Annotated in this window: 20 protein-coding genes; 11 read left to right on the top strand and 9 right to left on the bottom strand. The window is 36.4% G+C overall.

Translation table 11 applies throughout. The annotated features are described in order from the left end of the window. The first annotated feature begins 2 nt into the window (after nt 1-2). Nucleotides 3-533 (top strand): DUF1697 domain-containing protein, encoded by a 531-nt coding sequence (locus DCS32_RS04685; RefSeq protein WP_108877210.1) that lies wholly within the window; start codon nt 3-5, stop codon nt 531-533. Here DCS32_RS04685 and DCS32_RS04680 read toward each other — a convergent pair. Further along, nucleotides 526-1,002, bottom strand: coding sequence for a TspO/MBR family protein (locus tag DCS32_RS04680; RefSeq protein WP_108877209.1), 477 nt, complete (start codon nt 1,000-1,002; stop codon nt 526-528). The genes DCS32_RS04685 and DCS32_RS04680 overlap by 8 nt on opposite strands. A gap of 95 nt (nt 1,003-1,097) precedes the next feature. Here DCS32_RS04680 and DCS32_RS04675 point away from each other — a divergent pair, with 95 nt between their 5' ends. From DCS32_RS04675 to DCS32_RS04665, 3 genes are read left to right on the top strand one after another with little or no spacing between them, the layout of a single operon-like run. After that, a complete protein-coding gene (locus DCS32_RS04675; protein WP_108877208.1) occupies nt 1,098-2,180 on the top strand; it encodes a diphosphomevalonate/mevalonate 3,5-bisphosphate decarboxylase family protein in 1,083 nt (360 codons plus the stop codon). Between the two features lie 30 nt (nt 2,181-2,210). Further along, the gene (locus DCS32_RS04670; RefSeq protein ID WP_108877207.1) at nt 2,211-3,149 is read left to right on the top strand and encodes a mevalonate kinase; all 939 of its coding nucleotides are present in this window, start codon (nt 2,211-2,213) and stop codon (nt 3,147-3,149) included. 31 nt (nt 3,150-3,180) lie between these two features. Beyond that, entirely contained in the window at nt 3,181-4,086 is a 906-nt protein-coding gene (locus tag DCS32_RS04665; RefSeq protein ID WP_108877206.1) for a geranylgeranylglycerol-phosphate geranylgeranyltransferase, read from the top strand. A 91-nt stretch (nt 4,087-4,177) separates the two neighbouring features. On the opposite strand, the gene DCS32_RS04660 is transcribed toward DCS32_RS04665, so the two are convergent. From DCS32_RS04660 to aspS, 3 genes are all read right to left on the bottom strand, one after another. After that, nucleotides 4,178-4,369 (bottom strand): cold-shock protein, encoded by a 192-nt coding sequence (locus DCS32_RS04660; protein WP_013750944.1) that lies wholly within the window; start codon nt 4,367-4,369, stop codon nt 4,178-4,180. A 91-nt stretch (nt 4,370-4,460) separates the two neighbouring features. Then, nucleotides 4,461-4,727: a hypothetical protein gene (locus DCS32_RS04655; protein ID WP_108877205.1), complete on the bottom strand. Its 267-nt coding sequence runs from the start codon at nt 4,725-4,727 to the stop codon at nt 4,461-4,463. A gap of 165 nt (nt 4,728-4,892) precedes the next feature. After that, nucleotides 4,893-6,650: an aspartate--tRNA ligase gene (gene aspS, locus DCS32_RS04650; RefSeq protein WP_108877204.1), complete on the bottom strand. Its 1,758-nt coding sequence runs from the start codon at nt 6,648-6,650 to the stop codon at nt 4,893-4,895. A 217-nt stretch (nt 6,651-6,867) separates the two neighbouring features. On the opposite strand from aspS, the gene DCS32_RS04645 reads away from it, so the two are divergent. Next, nucleotides 6,868-7,641, top strand: a complete 774-nt coding sequence (locus DCS32_RS04645) for a DUF3050 domain-containing protein (RefSeq protein WP_108877203.1) — start codon at nt 6,868-6,870, stop codon at nt 7,639-7,641. A gap of 82 nt (nt 7,642-7,723) precedes the next feature. Here DCS32_RS04645 and DCS32_RS04640 read toward each other — a convergent pair whose 3' ends face one another. Next, entirely contained in the window at nt 7,724-8,470 is a 747-nt protein-coding gene (locus tag DCS32_RS04640; RefSeq protein WP_035335512.1) for a uroporphyrinogen-III synthase, read from the bottom strand. Between the two features lie 23 nt (nt 8,471-8,493). Next, entirely contained in the window at nt 8,494-9,153 is a 660-nt protein-coding gene (locus tag DCS32_RS16340; RefSeq protein WP_162533593.1) for a DUF4271 domain-containing protein, read from the bottom strand. Between the two features lie 109 nt (nt 9,154-9,262). On the opposite strand from DCS32_RS16340, the gene DCS32_RS04630 reads away from it, so the two are divergent. Genes DCS32_RS04630 through DCS32_RS04620 form a run of 3 tightly spaced genes read left to right on the top strand, consistent with a single transcriptional unit; the run spans nt 9,263 to nt 11,843 of the window. Then, nucleotides 9,263-9,985: a polyprenol monophosphomannose synthase gene (locus tag DCS32_RS04630; RefSeq protein WP_108877201.1), complete on the top strand. Its 723-nt coding sequence runs from the start codon at nt 9,263-9,265 to the stop codon at nt 9,983-9,985. A 2-nt stretch (nt 9,986-9,987) separates the two neighbouring features. Continuing rightward, nucleotides 9,988-11,328, top strand: coding sequence for a dihydroorotase (locus DCS32_RS04625; RefSeq protein ID WP_108877200.1), 1,341 nt, complete (start codon nt 9,988-9,990; stop codon nt 11,326-11,328). Then, entirely contained in the window at nt 11,328-11,843 is a 516-nt protein-coding gene (locus DCS32_RS04620) for a DUF4296 domain-containing protein (RefSeq protein WP_108877199.1), read from the top strand. The genes DCS32_RS04625 and DCS32_RS04620 overlap by 1 nt, the downstream gene beginning before the upstream one ends. On the opposite strand, the gene DCS32_RS04615 is transcribed toward DCS32_RS04620, so the two are convergent. After that, complete coding sequence (locus DCS32_RS04615) at nt 11,827-12,822, bottom strand: NAD-dependent epimerase/dehydratase family protein (RefSeq protein ID WP_162533592.1); 996 nt, start codon at nt 12,820-12,822, stop codon at nt 11,827-11,829. The two genes, DCS32_RS04620 and DCS32_RS04615, sit on opposite strands and share 17 nt — an antisense overlap. A gap of 131 nt (nt 12,823-12,953) precedes the next feature. Between DCS32_RS04615 and tyrS the strand changes: the two genes are divergently transcribed. Then, on the top strand, nt 12,954-14,249 hold the full coding sequence (gene tyrS / locus DCS32_RS04610) for a tyrosine--tRNA ligase (RefSeq protein WP_108877197.1): 1,296 nt from the start codon (nt 12,954-12,956) through the stop codon (nt 14,247-14,249). 100 nt (nt 14,250-14,349) lie between these two features. Here the strand turns inward: tyrS and DCS32_RS04605 are convergent, their stop codons facing one another. Together DCS32_RS04605 and DCS32_RS04600 are read right to left on the bottom strand one after the other, a co-directional pair. Beyond that, nucleotides 14,350-14,799 carry a YHS domain-containing (seleno)protein gene (locus tag DCS32_RS04605; RefSeq protein WP_108877196.1) on the bottom strand — a complete coding sequence of 150 codons (450 nt, stop codon included), beginning with the start codon at nt 14,797-14,799 and terminating at the stop codon, nt 14,350-14,352. A 63-nt stretch (nt 14,800-14,862) separates the two neighbouring features. Beyond that, a complete protein-coding gene (locus tag DCS32_RS04600) occupies nt 14,863-15,840 on the bottom strand; it encodes an acyl transferase (RefSeq protein ID WP_108879237.1) in 978 nt (325 codons plus the stop codon). Between the two features lie 314 nt (nt 15,841-16,154). On the opposite strand from DCS32_RS04600, the gene DCS32_RS04595 reads away from it, so the two are divergent. Together DCS32_RS04595 and DCS32_RS04590 are read left to right on the top strand one after the other, a co-directional pair. After that, nucleotides 16,155-16,838 carry a response regulator transcription factor gene (locus DCS32_RS04595; RefSeq protein ID WP_108877195.1) on the top strand — a complete coding sequence of 228 codons (684 nt, stop codon included), beginning with the start codon at nt 16,155-16,157 and terminating at the stop codon, nt 16,836-16,838. Further along, nucleotides 16,838-17,893 carry a sensor histidine kinase gene (locus tag DCS32_RS04590; RefSeq protein ID WP_108877194.1) on the top strand — a complete coding sequence of 352 codons (1,056 nt, stop codon included), beginning with the start codon at nt 16,838-16,840 and terminating at the stop codon, nt 17,891-17,893. The genes DCS32_RS04595 and DCS32_RS04590 overlap by 1 nt, the downstream gene beginning before the upstream one ends. Nucleotides 17,894-17,935 lie beyond the last annotated feature (42 nt).

The raw sequence follows: 17,935 nt of genomic DNA, 5'->3' as shown, positions 1-17,935 counted from the left end.
TTATGAAAACGCACATATGTTTGTTACGCGGCATTAACGTGGGTGGTCATAAAAAAATCAAGATGGTAGACCTCAAAAGCCTTTTCACTTCGCTAGGATATGCCGAGGTAGTCACCTATATACAAAGTGGGAATATTATATTTAAATATCACGAGATAGGTATAGATGAGATAACTGCTGTTATAAAGAAAGCTATTGCAGATACGTACGGTTTTGAGGTGCCAGTATTTGTTTTAACTCGTACAATGCTCACTCAGGTTTATGAGAGCAATGCGCTTTCGCCAGCATATATAGAGTCAAGTTACTTTACATTGTTACATACTCCTGCGCAAGCAGAAGATATTGCGGCAGTAAATACAATAGAGATTCCATTTGAGCATTTTGTAGTAACAGAGAATTGCATCTACTTTTATCCAGAAAAAGGATATGGCAGGGCGAAGGGCACTAATTCATTTTTTGAGAAAAAACTTGGCGTGACTGCAACCACCCGAAATTATAAGACTATAAAGAAACTGCTTGAGCTCTCTAGTTAAGACGCCAGATTTCAAAATTAAGTGCTGTGGCAAAAGCAAGCCAAAGTATATAAGGAATAAGTAATGCTGCACTCCACCTATTTACAACCTTAAACCATTTTATCGTCAAGATTACGAGGATGAAAAGGCCGCAAATTGTGAGTAGTGCAAAGAAAGGTTGTTCTAGTCCAAAGAATATGATGCTCCACAATCCATTAAGTATAAGCTGAAAGCCAAAATGGTATAAAGCTACTTTTACCCACTTGTGGTAAAAGCCTCTATTCCACACAATACCTGCGGCTATACCCATCATGATATAAAGTATAATCCACACGGGTGCAAATATCCAGTTAGGCGGACTCCAGCTAGGTTTCATAAGACCTACATACCACGTATCTATACTGCTTTGGGTTGCTAGAGCACCTATAGTGCCTACAAGAAGGCAAATGATTATACTGAGAACAATGCGAATTAATAAATCTTTGTCCATAAAATAAATTGGTTAAGACTTAAAGGTAGTGAATAATCTTAGACGTCTCTAAGCGTTGATATTGCTATCTTTGTATAAATTTCTACTCAAACTCAATGACCGAAAGCGATTTTATACCCTCTGGTGATTACAAAGTTTTACCTTCAGGATCTGTAAGTTATCAATCTCCTAGTAATATAGCCCTTGTTAAGTATTGGGGTAAATATGGTGAGCAGTTACCTCAAAACCCAAGCATAAGTTTTACCTTATCTAACTGCCATACAACAACTACGCTGTCTTACAAAAAGAATAGTAATGTTTCTGGCGAGATTCCTTTTGAAATCTTTTTAGATGGAGAAGCAGTGCCAGACTTCAAGCCGAAAATTGCCAAATTTTTTGAGCGTATAGCCATTTATATGCCTTTTGTAAAGGAATATGAGTATAAAATTGAAACATCTAACTCTTTTCCACATAGTTCTGGTATTGCGAGTTCTGCATCTGGTATGAGTGCACTTGCGCTCTGTCTTATGGAAATGGAGCGAGGTATGGAGGTAGCCATGACAGATACTTTCTTTAATGAGAAGGCAAGTTTTCTTGCAAGATTAGGTTCTGGAAGTGCGTGTAGAAGTATAGAGGGACCTCTTGTGGTCTGGGGTAAACATGCAGAAATAGAAGGGAGCACAAACTTTTATGGAACATCTTACGAAGGAGAAATTCATGAGAAATTCCACAACTATCAGGACACTATATTGCTAGTTGATAAAGGTGAGAAGCAGGTAAGTAGTACTGTAGGACATGATTTAATGCATGGTCACGCTTTCGCGAAAGCGAGATTTACCCAAGCTCATGAAAATTTATCAAGCTTGATGCAAGTTTTTAAGCAAGGTGATGTAGATCAGTTCATTAAGATTGTGGAGAGTGAGGCACTCACTCTACATGCTATGATGATGACGAGTCATCCGTATTTTATCTTGATGAAGCCTAAAACACTCGAGATTATTAGTGAAATCTGGGCTTACCGTAATGAAACAGGTTCTAAGATTTGCTTTACACTTGATGCTGGAGCAAACGTTCATGTGTTATATCCGGAAAATGAAAAGGAGTCTGTTCAGAAATTTATAGCTAGCGAACTTTCAAAATTTTGCCAAAACAACCACTATATTGATGATTGTGTGGGTAATGGAGCAAAAAAACTGTAAATTTGTGTAACTCATTAGGAGATCCCCATTATGAAAGGTCCACTTTTTTATTCAAAAATTTTATTGTTCGGCGAGTATGGAATCATAAAAGATTCCAAAGGTCTTGCTATTCCTTATAACTTCTATAATGGAGCCCTTAAAATAGAAGAGAACCCTAGTGATGATGCGATTGCATCAAACGGGCATCTTGCACGTTTTGTTATTTACTTAAAGAACTTACAAACTGAGCAGCCAGAGCTTGTTTCATTTGATATTGATCAAATGCAAGAAGATGTAGCTGCAGGAATGTACTTTGACTCTAGTATACCTCAAGGTTACGGAGTGGGAAGTAGTGGTGCGCTAGTAGCTGCTATTTATGATAAATATGCAGTAGATAAAATTACAGTGTTAGAAAATCTTACACGCGAGAAGTTGCTTAATTTGAAGCAAATCTTTGGAGGTATGGAGTCTTTCTTTCATGGTAAATCTTCTGGCTTAGATCCTCTTAATAGTTATTTGAGCCTACCTATTCTTATCAATAGTAAAGATCATATTGAAGCTGCTGGGATTCCTTCTCAAGCTCAAACAGGTACAGGTGCTGTATTCTTATTAGATAGTGGTATCGTAGGTGAGACTGCTCCTATGGTAAACATCTTTATGGAGAGCATGAAGCAAGATGGTTTTAGAGCGATGCTTAAAGATCAGTTTGTAAAACACACAGATGCTTGTGTAGATGATTTTTTAAAGGGAGACGTAAAGTCACTTTTTGGAAATGTGAAGCAATTATCTAAAGTGGTGCTTAGCAACTTTAAGCCTATGATTCCTGCAAAATTTCATGATTTATGGAAGCAAGGAATAGATACTAATGACTATTACTTGAAGCTTTGCGGCTCTGGAGGTGGTGGTTACATGCTTGGCTTTACTGAAGACTTAGAAAAGGCACAACACGCTCTCAAAGGACACAAGCTAGAAGTGGTTTATACCTTCTAGTAATTCATATTATTTACTTAAAAGGCAACTGATGCTTTCGAGAAAAAACAAACGTTTTATCCTTAAGTTAATTAGCCTCTTTTCTGTGGTACGTGGTTACAATATTCTAGTAATCGTCATCGCACAGTACCTTACATCTATATTTATATTAGCACCAGATTTGCGCCTACGCGAAATCATATTTGATCTCAATCTCTTATTTCTAGTGCTTGCTGGAGTTTTTACTATTGCAGCTGGTTATATCATCAACAGTTTTTATGATTCTGAAAAAGACTTGATTAACAGGCCTAAAAAAACTATGTTAGATAGGCTCGTGAGTCAAAACACAAAGTTATCTATATATTTTGTGCTTAACTTTCTAGCCGCTATAGCTGCTAGTTATGTGTCTTTTAAAGCAGTGATATTTTATGCGCTTTATATTTTTGGGATCTGGATCTACTCCCATAAGCTTAAAAAATATCCTTTTGTAGGGAATCTAGTAGCGGCAACGCTGGCTATTACTCCATTCTTTGCCGTGTTTATTTATTACGGGAATCTAGCACCTGTCATTTTTGTACACGGTTCATTTCTGTTTCTAGTTATTGCCATGCGCGAGATGGTTAAAGATTTAGAGAATTTAAAAGGCGATCTCGTTCAGAACTATAGAACAATACCTGTTATTTATGGCACTACTACCTCAAAGTGGTTACTTACTATTTTAGGAGGTCTTACAATAGTCCCTATCTTTTTCTTAATAAACCACTTTAAGTTGGGGTATATGAGCTATTACTTTTACGGGAGTGTGGCTTTGTTGTTGTTATTTCTGGCCATCTTATGGCGATCTGTAGCGAGACCTCACTATGTGCTACTTCATAATATTTTGAAGTTTATTATTGTAGCTGGGGTGTTCTGTATAGTACTTCTAGATGCAAGTGTGGTACTTAATAGAATATTCTAGACTATACCTTTTATAAAGTTTTTGTAAACGAAAAAAGCCCGCCATAGGCGAGCTTTTGTAATCGTAAAAAAGTATCTATCTATCTTGATAACTACAGTACACGTACTTGTGCAGCAGTTAATCCTTTTCTTCCTTCTTCTTCTACGTACTCAACTTTGTCTCCTTCGTTGATAGTTTCCCCGTTAAGACCTGTAACGTGTACAAAGATGTCCTTACCGGTGTCGTCGTTAGTTATAAAACCATAACCTTTTGACTCATTGAAAAATTTTACTGTTCCTTCCATTATAAAATATGTATTAATAAAGTGCAAACTTACACTTTTATTTGGTAAACCAAACTTTTGCCAATATTATATTAATGTAAACTCTTTAAATTCAGCACTTTTTATCTTTGGAGTTGTTAAATTCTTTCATTCTCTTAAAAGCATCATCGGTGAGCATATAATCTGCTACTTTGCGATCTTTCCAGCGATGATATATAAAAGTGGGCATTAAGATAAAGAAACCACCAGCAATAGAAAGGCCAATAAATTTATGACCCAAGGCAACATCTACATTGTCTTTACAGTAAAATCCATATGCGAGCATTGCTGCTAGAATAAAGAAAAGAACAATGATAAAAATACGTCGAGCTTTGTTCATTTATTCAAAGAATGTAATGGTTATAAAAAAAGCAATAATCGCTAGTACCAAGATGCTAACCATCGTGATTGCTATCGTTTTTAAAACAGTTTTAAATACTTTAGAGTTGCTTTGATTTTCTTCTGTTTCCAAGATTTGGCTTTGTTAAGTATGAGTTTGTTGGTGTTATGACTTTTGATCACGTAACTTCAAATTCAATTCCTTCATTTGCTCATCATCAAGAAAAGCAGGCGCGTCTATCATAACGTCACGACCACTATTATTTTTAGGGAAAGCAATAAAATCACGTATCGTCTCTTGACCACCTAATATTGCAACAAGTCTATCTAGCCCAAAAGCAAGACCTCCGTGTGGAGGTGCTCCATATTCAAAGGCATCCATAAGGAAGCCAAATTGCGCCTTAGCCTCTTCTTCAGAGAAGCCTAAGTGGCGTAGCATGATAGCTTGCGTTTCTTTATCGTGTATACGTATAGATCCTCCTCCTATTTCATTACCGTTAAGTACAAGGTCATATGCATTTGCTTTTACCTCTCCTGGTTTTGTGTCAAGTAGTTCTATCTGTCCAGGTTTAGGAGATGTAAATGGGTGGTGCATTGCGTGGTAATGTCCAGTCTCTTCGTCTAGTTCAAGTAATGGGAAATCTATTACCCATAATGGAGCAAATACCTTAGGATCTCTTAATCCTAAACGTGTTGCCAGCTCCATACGTAATGCACTCATTTGAGCGCGAACTTTTGAAGTCTCTCCAGATAGGATGCAGATAAGGTCTCCTTTTTGAGCACCAGTAACTTCGGCCCATTTTGCTAGATCTTCTTGATCATAAAATTTATCTACAGAAGACTTGAATGATCCATCGTCATTGCAACGAGAATACACCATTCCTAGTGCGCCTACTTGTGGACGCTTTACCCAGTCTATAAGTTTATCTATTTCTTTGCGAGTATAGCTATTTCCTCCAGGAACAGCAATCCCTACTACAAGCTCTGCATTATTAAATACTCCGAACTCCTTATGTTGTGCTACTTCATTGAGCTCTCCAAATTTCATCCCAAAACGGATATCCGGTTTGTCATTACCATATAAACGCATGGCATCATCATACAGCATGCGTGGGAATTTCTCAATCTCAACACCGTTTACTTCTTTAAGTAAGTGTCTTGTAAGTCCTTCAAAAATGTTCAAGATATCTTCCTGCTCTACAAAAGCCATCTCACAGTCTATTTGCGTAAACTCTGGCTGTCTGTCGGCACGTAAATCTTCATCACGGAAACACTTTACAATCTGGAAGTACTTATCCATTCCTCCCACCATAAGCAATTGCTTGAAGGTTTGTGGAGATTGTGGTAATGCATAAAATTGTCCTTCGTTCATGCGAGAAGGAACTACAAAATCACGTGCTCCCTCTGGAGTAGATTTGATTAAGTATGGTGTTTCTACCTCAATAAAATCTTGATCAGAAAGATATTTACGTACTTCTAGTGCAACTTTATGTCTAAAGATTAAGCTATCGCGCACTGGCTTGCGGCGTATATCTAGGTAACGGTATTTCATACGTACATCCTCACCACCATCAGTTTCATCTTCTATAGTGAAAGGAGGAGTGAGTGAAGCGTTAAGCACTTCTAGTTTTGATACTAAAATCTCGATATCTCCTGTTGCGATATTTGGATTTTTTGAGTCACGCTCTATTACGGTTCCAGTAACTTGAACTACAAACTCACGTCCTAGTTTACGTGCTTGCTCCATGATAGATGCATCGGTACGTTCCTCATCAAAAACAAGTTGCGTCATTCCGTAACGATCACGTAGATCTACCCAAATAATAAATCCTTTATCTCTAGATTTTTGAACCCATCCTGCGAGGGTAACTTCCTTATTTACATCGGCAGCTCTTAGGCTTCCATTATTGTGCGTTCTGTACATTTCTTGCTCTGTTTGAGATGTGCAAAAATAAATATATCAAAGGGGATTTAAACAGTTAGTGTCTATAAATGTTAAGGAAGTGTTTTTATATGGTTTAGTTACGCTTTCGCGAAAGCGTAAAAATCAAATATCCCTTCTTAATACTGTAAATTTGTCACCTATTTATGAGAACCACAGCGCGATTATATGCGTATTATATATAATAAATTTATAGTAAATGATTTTACACGTCACAAAAGAAATACAACCACTTCAAGAGCAGTTGCTCAGCCATTCTTTGTACAAAGAGATAAAAACTCCAGATGATCTTTTGGTTTTTATGGAGTATCATGTTTATGCTGTCTGGGATTTTATGTCTTTACTGAAGGCTTTGCAAAATGGATTAACGTGTACACAAACTCCATGGAAACCAGTAGGAAGTACCGAAACTCGATATTTAATCAATGAAATTGTTCTTGCTGAGGAGACAGATATAAATGCAAAAGGGGAGCGACAGAGTCATTATGAGATGTACATTGATGCTATGCAAAAAGCTGGTGCGAGTACGGTTGTAATAGATAATCTAGTTGCTACAGATTTTGATGTAATTTCATTAAATGATGCTATTGCAGATTTGCCAGCGGGTGTAAGTCAGTTTTTGAAATTTACATTTGATATTATAGACAGAGGCAAGTTACACGAGATTGCTGCGGCATTCACCTTTGGCCGTGAAAATCTCATTCCAGCAATGTTTACTGCAATTATTGGAGAAATAGAAGAGAACTTCCCAGCTAAGGATTTATCTGATTTTAAGTATTATTTTGATCGCCATATTGAGCTAGATGAAGATGAGCATGGGCCTATGGCGTTGAAAATGATTGAACATTTATGTGGAGATGATAATAGTAAATGGGATGAAGTGGTCGCTGTGTCTAAGGAAGCATTAAAAGTGCGATTAAATCTTTGGGATGGTATATTAAGTGAAATAAAACGCGAGGAGGTTTACGCTTAGATTATCTTGATAATACATTTCATTAACAGGCATAAAAAAACCTGCTTATCGAGCAGGTTTTTTTATATACAATAGAAGAATATTACTTCTTGTTTACATCTTTAATATACTTCTCTAACGCCATTGTCATAGAAGGAGTTTCTGGTGTAGGTGCTTGAATATTTACTTTAAGTCCTGCTTCTTCGGCAGCTTTTACTGTGGTGTTCCCAAAAGCAGCAATACGTGTGTCGTTTTGCTTAAAGTTAGGGAAGTTTTCAAATAATGATTGAATACCACTCGGGCTAAAAAATACTAATATGTCGTAAAACACATTTTCATATTCAGAAAGATCACTTACTACTGTTTTGTAAAAAGTAGATTGCATCCATTTAACTCCTAAAGCATCTAAAAGTTCTGGTACGTTAGGTTTGAACTTATCTGATGATGGCAATAAGAATGTCTCATTCTTATGCTTTTTAATTAATGGAATAAGCTCTGGAAATGTGCGTTTACCAACATATATTTTACGCTTACGGTATACCACGTATTTCTGTAGGTAATAAGCAACAGCTTCACTTTGACAAAAATATTTTAAGGTATCGGGCACTTTAAAACGCATTTCTTCTGCAATTCTAAAGAAGTGGTCAACGGCATTACGACTTGTAAGTATGATTGCTGTGTAGTCTTTAAGGTCTACTTTTTGTAATCTAACTTCTTTTCCAGATACACCCTCTACATGGATGAAGGGGATGAAGTCTATTTTAACGCGTTGTCTTTGTTCTAGCTCAAAATAAGGTGAGTTTTCAACCTTAGGCTTTGGTTGCGAAACGAGGATAGTTTTCACTTTCATAAACACTCATTTTTTTAATTGGGTTACTGTTTTGCGATGAATGAGTACAAAATAAAGTAGGGTCCAATTTCGAGAGTGCAAAAATACAAAATAAAATAAAAAGGAAACCTAAAAAAGTCACTCTTGTATTTACGGATGAGCCAAAATTGCGAAATAGTGTAAATAGTAATGATTATACCTAGGATGCTGTAAATGAAATAAAAAGGAATTTGTAGTTGGTACACGATAAAGGCGCTTCCTAAAAGAGCAAACAGGCCTAAAAGGTGTTTTACATTAAGTCGCTTGTAAAAAAAGGACTGCGTTTTTTTGTCAAAATTTAAAACATATGCTATAAATCGTTCTAGTAAGAATTTTACAATCTCAAAGACGGAGTATCCCAAAAAGATATACTTGAAAATGTCGAAGTTCTCTGAATAAGGGAGATTTAGTAATGAGCAGTATGCTAAGTAAATCAAAAGAGAAATACCTATAAATTGTATGACGAGTAATACAACTTGTAAGGGGTGTAATATAAAAACACCCTTCGATCTTGTGCTGAAAAAACGATCTGCACCTACTATATTTAAAAAATCTGAAAATCTTGCTTGATAAAAAAACTTGGTAGCAGCTAGTAATATGACACAACTTACAATGATTATTGTTATCCAGTTTTGATATGTAATAAGACGTAGGCTACTTTCCAAATTGAGGAGTTTTTTTAGAGCGTTAAAAATACTACAAATTATACCAAAAGGTGCTCCTGAGGTGTAATGACCTTATTAAAATAAGTACATTTGCCTCAAACAAGATTGCATGGCAAACGCTGTAGTTATCATACCCACCTACAACGAAATTGAAAATATAGAGAGGCTGTTGCGCAATATATTTGCGTTACAACGCGCTTTCCATATTTTAGTGGTTGATGATAACTCTCCAGATGGAACAGCAGCCAAGGTAAAAGAACTTCAAGAACTATATAAAGAGAAATTATTTCTTTTAAATAGGCCTAAAAAAAATGGGTTAGGGACTGCATATATAGCGGGTTTTAAATGGGCACTTAATCAAGAATATGAATATATTTTTGAGATGGATGCAGATTTTTCACACAACCCTAATGATTTAATCAGGCTTTATAATGCTTGTATTAAAGATGGTGCAGACCTTGCTATTGGGTCTAGATATGTAACGGGAGTTAATGTGGTAAACTGGCCTATGGGGAGAGTTTTACTTTCTTGGGGAGCCTCAAGATATGTGAGGTTTATTACAAGGATGGATATCTATGATACTACGGCTGGCTTTATTTGTTATCATCATAAGGTACTTAGAGCAATAGATCTAGAGAATATTAAATTTGTAGGTTATGCGTTTCAAATAGAAATGAAGTATAAAGCATATCTTAAAAAGTTTAAAATAGTTGAGGTTCCTGTGGTGTTTACAGATAGAACTAAAGGTGAGAGTAAAATGAGTTCAGGTATTATTTCTGAGGCGATTTTTGGTGTTGTTAAAATGCGATTACAACATCTTTTTAAAAAATAATTATGGAAAAGATTTTAATAAAAGATGCTCATATTGTTAACGAAGGAACCATCTTTAGAGGTGACGTGTTAATACATAATGGTGTTATAGAAGAAATTGCAGAGAGTATAAGTGCAAAATCTGGTGACGTGCATATTTTTGATGCAGAGGGTACTTACCTTATACCTGGAGTGATTGATGATCAAGTGCACTTTAGAGAGCCTGGGCTTACTCATAAAGGAAATATAGCTACAGAGTCTAAGGCTGCCGTTGCAGGAGGTATTACATCATTTATTGAAATGCCTAACACAGTACCTCAAACAACTACGATTGAAAAACTTGAAGAGAAGTTTGAAATTGCAGCAAATTCGTCTGCAGCAAACTATTCTTTTATGTTTGGCGGAACTAACGATAACCTAGAAGAAATTTTAAAAGTTGACAAGAAGAATGTCGCGGGACTTAAATTATTTTTAGGTAGCTCTACAGGTAATATGCTAGTTGATAATGAGGCTGTGCTTGAAAAGATCTTTAAGTCTACAGATATGGTTATCTCAACCCACTGTGAAGACGAAGAAACTATTAGAAAAAACCTAGCGATATATAAAGAGCGCTATGGTGATGATATCCCTATGAATCTTCACCCTATCATAAGAAGCGAGGAAGCTTGTTATATATCTTCATCTAGAGCAATAGAGCTAGCAAAGAAAACTGGAGCGAGACTTCACGTTTTTCACTTATCTACGGGTAAAGAAACAGCGCTCTTTGATAACAGTATCCCACTAGCCGAAAAGAAAATTACAGCAGAGGTTTGTATTCATCATCTTTGGTTTTCTGATGAAGATTACGATGAGAAAGGATCTAAAATTAAATGGAATCCAGCAGTAAAAACTTCTAAGGATAGGGATGAGTTATTTCAAGCGTTGCTAGATGATAAGATTGACGTCATAGCCACAGATCACGCGCCACATACTCTAGAAGAAAAAAATAACGTCTACACAAAAGCTCCTAGTGGTGGCCCACTAGTGCAGCATGCATTACCGGCAATGTTAGAGTTTTATCATCAAGGGAAAATCTCTTTAGAGAAGATTGTAGAGAAGATGTGTCATAACCCAGCAATACTTTTTCAAGTAGAAAAAAGAGGATATATACGTAAAGGGTATAAAGCAGATCTTGTACTTGTAGACCTAAATGCGCCTTGGACGGTACAAAAAGACAATATTCTTTATAAGTGTGGCTGGTCTCCTTTTGAAGGGACTACGTTTAAGTCTAGAATAACACACACATTTGTAAATGGACGCCTTGCTCATAAAAACTTTAAGGTATACGATGAACTTTTTGGTGAACGTCTTACGTTTGATAGATAATGAGAGGATTATATGCTTTATTTCTAGGTTTTTTATGCTTGATAAGTTGTCAAGACATTCCACCTGTAGAAAAGCCAGGTAACTTTATTGATGAGAATACCATGGAGAGCATATTATATGAATCTGTACTTATATCTAGTGCTAGAGGTTATAATGTTGCGCAACTTAAACTTTTAGGAATTCAGCCAGAAACTTATATTTATGATAAGTTTGATATTGACAGTCTTACGTACGCACAAAATCTAGCGTATTACACAGCAGATGTAGATTTATACAAAGGAATAAACGCAAAAGTACTTGCAAGAGTACAGGCAGAGTTAAAAGTAAATGACTCTATAGAAACAGTGCAGAAAAAAGAGCAAGATTCTCTGAGGACTTTAAAAGCAAAAGAGGTAAAAGCAAGATTTAAACAAAAAGATTCTACTAAGTTTAAAGAGATCCCGAGGCGTTTAGTTACTGATACTTTTAGTAGAAAAATGATACAAGTTAAAGAAGATTCTAGCGAGCTTGATTAATGTGTAGCGCTATACGTGACAACGTCACATCTAGCGGAGTGGGAATGTAATTAAACGCTTCTATTATTTTATTATTACTGTACAATGTCTGTCTTTGCAATGACTTGTAGCCTATTTTAGTTATTTGCCTTTTACGAGTAAATATGCCTCTTATCGAGTCTAAGAAGTTTAAAAATTGCAGTAAGCCGTTGCTTAGAGGTCTACTAGGTGCTTTATTGCCTAAGGTCTTTGCTATTTCTTCTAGTAAATCACGATAAGTGACATTGTAAGCAGTCGCAATATATCTTTCTTGTGCTAGGGTGCTATTCATAGCTTTCTCCATTAATGCTACTAAGTCTTTTACATCTATTACGGCACTACCTCCAGTGGGATATAAAGCTTTTCCTTCAAGAATATGATTAAAGAACTTTCCGCTACCGGTCTGGTAGTTTCCTTCACCTATTACGATTCCGGGATTTAAAATAATTGCGTTTAATCCTTCTTGTGTTCCTCTCCATACTTCCATCTCTGCACCATTTTTTGTGAGTGCATATACTGAGTTTAGGGCATCTGGATCCCAGAAATTATCTTCTGTAATTGGACTGTTTGGTGTGCTTGCCAGCGTGGCAATAGAGCTTACATGCACTAGTTTTTTGATATTGTTTGCTAGGCTTAGATTTACAACATTTGCTGTTCCTTCAATATTTGTTTTAGTGAGCTCCTTAAATTGGTAAGGGTCAAATGAAATGAGTGCCGCGCAATGGTACACATAGGTTACATCTTTAAAAGCAGTAGTGAGGCTGGGTATTTCTGTAATATCTCCTTGAACCCAATCTATACGGTGTAGTTGAGATTCCGCTTTCGCGAAAGCAAAAAAAGAAACAACCTCCGCCTTCTTAGATTCGCTTCGGTACAAAGCTCTAACGCTTTGATCTTTTTGTGTGAGGCTCAACAGTAAATGTTTGCCTACAAGTCCAGTACTCCCAGTAACTAAAATCATATGGTAAAGATACATCTCATGAGTTAATTCTTAATAAAATGAACTGCATACGTCATTTGTCTTTTTAAGAGAAACAATAGCCATGGTCACATGCTTCTTTTTATATTTGCTACTGCCTAAATACAATAGCAATGATTAAGAATTTTGTAGAAGAATTACAGTGGCGTGGAATGATACACGATGTGATGCCACAAACAGAGGAACATTTAATGGAAGCGATGCGCTCTGCATATGTAGGTTTTGATCCTACGGCAGACTCATTACACATCGGAAATTTAGTTCCTATTATGCTACTGGCACATTATCAAAGATCTGGTCATAGGCCTGTCGCGTTAGTAGGTGGAGCTACAGGTATGATAGGAGATCCATCTGGAAAATCTTCTGAGCGTAATCTTCTTGATGAGAAAACATTACGTCATAACCAAGAATGTGTGAAAAAACAATTATCACAGTTTCTTGATTTTACTTCTGGCGCAAAAAATCAGGCACTTTTAGTAAATAACTTTGACTGGATGAAGGAGTTTTCTTTTCTTGACTTTATTCGTGATGTAGGTAAGCATATTACGGTTAATTATATGATGGCAAAAGATTCTGTAAAAAACCGACTTACTGGTGAAGATGCAGATGGTATGTCATTTACAGAGTTTACGTACCAGATGGTACAAGGATATGACTTCTTGCATTTATATAAAAACGAAGGAATCACACTCCAAATGGGAGGAAGTGACCAGTGGGGTAACATTACTACGGGTACAGAATTAGTACGCCGTATAGGAGGCGGAAAAGGATATGCACTTACCTGCCCGCTTATCACAAAATCTGATGGAAGTAAATTTGGAAAAAGTGAGGGAGGAAATGTATGGCTAGACGCAAAACGAACATCTCCATATAAATTTTACCAGTACTGGTTAAATACAACAGATGAGGATGCAGAGAAGTATATTAAAATCTTTACTTTTTTAGATAAAGAAGAAATTGAAGCACTTGTTGCGGCTCATAAAGATGCACCACACGAGAGAGCTTTACAAAAGCGACTAGCAGAAGAAGTAACCACAACGGTTCACGACGCAGAGGCGCTAGAGAAAGCAATTGCGGCATCAAATATATTATTTGGTAAAAGTACAAGTGATGATCTAAAGTCTCTTGATGAGGCGACATTTTTAGATGTTTTTGAAGGTGTACCACAAGCAGAGATTGAAAAATCTGAAATAGAAGCTGGATTAGATATTATCGCAGCTCTTGCAGAAAAAACTGGATTCTTAAAATCTAATGGAGAAGCGAGACGTGCACTTAAAGAAAATTCAATCTCGATAAATAAGGAAAAAGTAGGGGAGGATTATACCATCCAGACTACAGATTTAATAAATGAAACCTTTGTCTTACTTCAAAGAGGTAAGAAAAACTACTTTGTTATTAGAGCAGTCTAGTTGGGATAAAAACTTTATTTATAGAAATATGAAAGCCCCAGAGTTCAAGTGAACATCTGGGGCTTTCTAACTAACTAACCAATCTATTATAAAGTCGTTCTTAATTTTTAGTCCTTACACTTTCCCACTCAATATCTGCTTTTTTCTTTAAAGTAGTCGCTCCTTCTTCATTCCACTTCTCTAAGGTATTTACTCCCCAAGAGTTATAAAAGAGATATAGTTTACCATCTCTTATCTCAAAAGTTTCTGGATCTATAGATACTTTTTTCCCTTTATCTGCAATAGCGTAGGCACAGTATCCTCCGTATTGAGGGATAAACTTTTTTGGAGATTTTTTAAAAGCTTCTAAGTTTTCTTGGCTTGCAAATTGGAATTTTGCACCATCATATGTTGTGGTGAATTCTTTATTTCCTTCTACTGCAGTATTATTAAAGTACTCTGTAACATCATACCCTTCGGCTACATATCCTTTTTTAAGATTGTAATCTGTCTTTTGAGCGGTAGCGGCAATTGTAAATAATGCCAGAAGAATAAATGATAGTGATCTCATAAACTTGCTATTTTAGTAATACGTACGTAAAGTAAGTCGTATTAGTTTTAGCAAGTTTACATTTTACAGGGACATCAGGTTACAGCCGCGTATGTCTGAGTTGTCAAAACGGCCTATTACGGTAAAGCTCCCATCCTTGTATACTCGTCCAAGATCTTGAGTTGCTATAAATGGGCAAGAAAATCTATTTGCTAGGTCAATTACATTGAGGCCACCGGTTTTTGTGCCTTCTAGTAAGCTTAGTGCATCTTCTGTATCTCGAGTATATACTTTCATCCACGGAGGCGTGGTAAATATTCCTTTTCCATTAGAATAGCCTTGACTCAATAACTCAGTCATCCCATATTCACTATGTATTGAACTTACGCCAAAGCCTTTGCAAAGTATTTCATGCAGCTCATTACGCACTAATTCTTTGCGACGTCCTTTCATACCACCAGTTTCCATTATGATAGTATTCTTGAGGTTAAAGCGGTGAGATTCTACCAAGTCTAATAGCGCAAACGACACACCTATAAGTAATACTTTTTGCCCTGCCTTGTCTAGTGAGTCTAGTTTATTTGCAAGTTCGTTGAGGTTGTTTAAATAAAAACCACTGTCAGGGTGTTCGCTAGTCTTTATTAAGTCATCCACCATATATATGAGGGAAGATCCAGATCTTTCTAGATAGGAAGGTAGTAATGCTAGGATTACATAATCTTTTGGGTTTCCATACGCTTTCGCGAAAGCGTGCCTAAAACTATCCTCATACAAGCTCAAGTCTGCAACGTGGTGCTTGCTAGTGATGCTCCCCGTAGTCCCACTACTACTAAAAACAACCGAAGTCTCTGATCCAGATGTGAGAATGGTATGCGATTTAAAAAATTGAATAGGTAAAAAAGGAATATCTCTACTTCTTTTTATCTCACTAGGGTGTTTGTATAGCAAGTCACAAAAAGATCTGTAAGTGCTATTATTCTCAAATTGAAAACGAAATGTCTCCAGAGCAGCTTCTTCAAATTGTGGAGCTGTAGTGATATCAAAAATAGACTGTTGGGGCATTGAGAATAGTGTTTGTGCAAAGATATAAAACATATCTACCCGTACTCAAGCTAGTTTTTTAAGAAGTTTAATGATAGGTGAATGTTTTTTAAGACGATTGTCTGCTTTTGTAAAATATTTTTTTACAAGTGAGGTGTTGTTAATCATGTAGTTAAATGATTTAATTTTACCTTGCCAATAATTGTGGTTGTAGGAAAGCTTAACGAAATCTTAATGCTCTTAACATGAGAACGGGCAATTTTGCTAATACATTGCAGGGTATATCAAAAGACTAAAACAACGTATATTTACACTAGGCATATAATATTTAGAGCATGAAAAAAAAGGACCTAAAAATACTTCTTGTAGACGATGAACCGGATATTCTTGAAATAGTAGGTTATAATTTATCTAATGAAGGTTACCAAGTGATAACTGGGTCAAACGGTGTAGAAGCTGTAAAACTGGCAAAAAAACACTCACCTCATTTAATTATTCTTGATGTGATGATGCCAGAGATGGATGGTATAGAAGCTTGTGAAGTAATACGTGCAAATAGTGATCTCGATCAAACTATCATCACATTCTTTACCGCTAGGGGAGAAGATTATTCTCAAGTAGCAGGATTTGATGCGGGAGCAGATGATTATATCACAAAGCCTATTAAGCCTAAAGTGTTAGTAAGTAAAGTGAAAGCATTACTGCGTAGGTTTAAGGAAGAGGAGGTTTCTTCTCAAATTACAAAAGTGGGTAACTTGGTAATAAATAGAGAAGAATATAAAGTATACAAAGGCAAAGAAGAACTGTCTCTACCACGCAAAGAGTTCGAATTATTATCATTATTAACCTCAAAACCAGGTAAAGTCTTTACTCGTGAAGATATACTTGATAAAGTCTGGGGTCTTGAAGTTGTAGTAGGTGGTAGAACGATAGATGTGCACATACGTAAGCTTAGAGAAAAAATAGGAGATGCATCATTTAAGACAGTAAAAGGTGTAGGCTATAAATTTGTAATGTAATGGCCGCAGGAGATAAGCAGTCTTACTCATTCTCTCTTATTACAGCGAGTTACATATCGATAGTATTTGCGATACTAATTGTAATGCTTGAGTTATTCCGTGATGGCGAGCCATCTTGGAAGGCTCCAGTAGTTGGTGTTGGGCTATGCTTTGTGATTTCTTTTTTAATCATCCATTATAGAACGCAGTTTTTTATTATCAGGGGAGTAAAGGAGATTTATGATAACATAAAACTTCTTGAGGACGTAAGCTTTACACCGGATAATATAACTACAGACATGGCTTCCTTATCTGAGGAGGTAGAACGTTATGCAAAACGTAAGAAAATCGAAATATCATCGCTACGTATCCAAGATGAATATAGACGAGATTTTCTAGGAAACGTGGCGCACGAATTAAAAACTCCACTTTTTACAGTACAGGGTTACATTCTTACATTATTAGATGGAGCAATGAATGATAAAGCTGTACGTAAAAAGTATCTTGAACGGGCAGATAAAGGAGTGGAGCGGCTCATATATCTAGTAAATGATCTAGATATGATTACAAAGCTTGAAGTGGGCGATCTCAACATTAATTACGAGTATTTTGATATTATTGAGTTAGTAGGCAGCACTTTTGAAATGCTAGAAATGAAGGCTGCAAAGAGAAATATCACACTTGCTTTTGATGCGCCTTATGATGAGGGTGTGATGGTCAATGCAGATAAGGAGCGCATACAGCAGTTACTTACTAATCTTATAGAGAACTCCATTAAGTACGGTAAAGAAAACGGAACGACAGAAGTAAGTGTACAAGACTTAATCCAGAATAAAGTCCTCGTGCGTATTACAGATAATGGAGAAGGTGTGGAAAGTGTACATATACCTAGGCTTTTTGAGCGTTTTTATCGTGTAGATAAATCTGGTAACCGTAAGGTGGGTGGATCAGGATTAGGCCTCTCTATTGTCAAGCACATCATTGAAGCGCATGAAGAAAGAGTGTATGTTGAAAGCGAATTTGGAGTGGGTTCTGAGTTCTCCTTCACCATTGAAAAGGCCGAAGAATTGAGTTAAATCATGAGCAGGTATCCCTTGCTCAAAGCCAGGATACACTTT

The sequence above is a fragment of the Dokdonia sp. Dokd-P16 genome, assembly GCF_003095655.1.
Taxonomy (GTDB): Bacteria; Bacteroidota; Bacteroidia; order Flavobacteriales; family Flavobacteriaceae; genus Dokdonia.
Note: the sequence above shows the minus strand (reverse complement) of the source record. Positions and strands in the feature narration are given on the sequence as shown.